Raw genomic sequence first — 2166 nt, 5'->3', positions numbered from 1 at the left:
GACACCGCGCGGAAGCATGGCATTTTCATGGCGGATCACGGCCCGCACCCTCCGTCCGGGGAACTACCTGTGTCGATCCGGTCACAGCGGGTATCTTTCTGCTCCGTCGGCACACGCGTGGCCTCGGCTCGACGGGCGCCGCGCCCCGACCCGTACACCGCACGAAAGGCCGGTCATGACCTCGTCGGCACCGCAGCCGCTTTCGTCCCAGGAGCCCGCCGGACAGCGGGGGGCCGCCTCGCCCCCACCGGCCCCCGAGCAGCGCGTTCCACGGCCGAACGCGGCCTTCCGGGCGCTGCGCGGACGGCTCTCGCCGGGCGAGTTCGCGGCGCGGGTGCGACGGGCGGGACGGGAGATCGGCGAGGCCGTCTCGTGCGACGCGCGGTACATCGGGCGCGTCGAGGCGGGTGAGATCCGCTGCCCGAATTACGCCTACGAACGAGTGTTCCTGCACCTGTTTCCCGGGCACACACTGAGTGACCTCGGTTTCGCCCCGCGCGAGACGGTACGCGGGCGCAGGGCGGCACGCCCCGCAGCCCCCGCCCCTCAGCGGCACCCGCCGTACGCGCCGCCGGGACCGGGCGCGCCGCAACCGGCCGAGCACCGGTACGCGCCCGGTGACGGCGCGCCGTACCGACACGACGAGGAGAGCGACGTGCACCGTCGCGCGTTCATCGGTTCAGGAGCTGCAACGGCCGGCGCGCTCGCGACCGGCCTCCTCGGCACGGGCGGCACGGCGGCGGCCGCGCCGCGCCTCGCGGTGGTCCCGGGGCAGCGCGCGGGCGACAGGGAGGTCGCCGACGTCGTGGAGGCGGTGCGCGAGATCAGCAGGCCGGGGCGCGGTCCGCGCGGCGCCTCGACGCTCCGCACCTCGCCTCGCTGCTCGCGCTGCGCGAGGCGAGCGGGCGCGCCGGGCTCGCGGACCGCGCCGCCTGCGAGGAGGCGCTGGCGCGCGCCCACCGGCTGTACGGGAAGGGGCCGGGCCCCGACGATCCGGAGTGGCTGCTCTGCTTCTACAGCGAGGCGGAACTCGACTGGCTGGAGGCGCGGTGCTGGGGCGCCCTCGGTGACTGGCCCCGCGCCGTCGCCCACGCCCGCCGCGCCGTCGCCCACGCCGCGACGCGCACCCCGCACCTGAGGCGCAACCAGGCCCTCTACACCGCCGAACTCGCCCAGAACCTGAGCGCGGCGGACCACCACGAGGAGGCGGCGACCACGGGCCGCGCGGTCCTGCGCCTCCTGCACCGCGAGGTCCGCTCCTCCCGCATCGAGGACATGCTCCGCACGACACGGGGACGGCTGGCACGCTACGGCGGCAGCCGCAGCGAGGAGGTCACGAACTTCCTGACGGCAGCCTGAGCCGGCCGAGCCGAAGGGAGCGCGACGGTGTCGAGGCGCCCGTCGCGCGCAGGCCGTGAGGAACGAGCGGCCGAGCACGTCGGGCACCTCGGCACCGGCACCGGCGCTCCCGGAGGCGAGGCCGGCGCATCAGGAGAGGTGCGCGGTGTCGTTCCACGTGTCGATCGCCGGGCGGCCGTACGCCCAGTCCAGTACGGACAGGGAGGCCGGGGCCAGGCGGACGCGCGCGCCGAACTCCAGCGGTTCGCCCAGCCACCGCGCGCACACCGAGCGCAGGACGTGCCCGTGCGCGAAGAGCACCACCGTGCCGCCCACCGCCCGCGCCCACTCGACCACCGAGTCCACCCGGTCCGTCATCGCGGCGACGGACTCGCCGCCGGGCGCGCCGTCGCGCCACAGGAGCCAGCCGGGTTCGCGCTCCTGGATCGCGGCCGGGGTCAGCCCCTCGTAGTCCCCGTAGTCCCACTCCATGAGCGCGTTCCACGGCTCGGCGCGCTCCCCGAAACCGGCGAGCGCGCACGTCTCGGCGGCCCGCGCGAGCGGCGAGGTGCGCACCACCGCCTCGTCCAGCCCCGCGACCCCGCGCAGCCGCTTGCCGAGCAGCGCCGCGTCCCGCCGCCCGTCGTCCAGCAGCGGGATGTCGGTGCGCCCGGTGTGCTGCCCGGAGCGGGACCAGGCGGTCTGCCCGTGGCGGACGAGCAGGACACGGGCGGCGGGCGACGATGACATGGCGGGGGCTCTCCTGTACGGGTGCGGGACGGGGCGCGGGGCGTACGGACCGACGGCGCGCCGCCCCATCATCGCGCA

The 2166-nt window shown here is 76.3% G+C and carries 1 protein-coding gene and 1 pseudogene; one reads left to right on the top strand and one right to left on the bottom strand.

Translation table 11 applies throughout. The features are described from left to right. Positions 1 to 175: 175 nt before the first annotated feature. A pseudogene (locus tag SSBG_RS36200) lies at positions 176 to 727 on the top strand (hypothetical protein); the annotation flags it as partial. Positions 728 to 1488: 761 nt separating this feature from the next. Here the strand turns inward: SSBG_RS36200 and SSBG_RS19195 are convergent. Continuing rightward, entirely contained in the window at positions 1489 to 2088 is a 600-nt protein-coding gene (locus SSBG_RS19195) for a histidine phosphatase family protein (protein WP_008747732.1), read from the bottom strand. Positions 2089 to 2166 lie beyond the last annotated feature (78 nt).

Origin of the sequence: Streptomyces sp. SPB074, assembly GCF_000154905.1 — a bacterium.
GTDB lineage: Bacteria > Actinomycetota > Actinomycetes > Streptomycetales > Streptomycetaceae > Streptomyces.
Note: the sequence above shows the minus strand (reverse complement) of the source record. Positions and strands in the feature narration are given on the sequence as shown.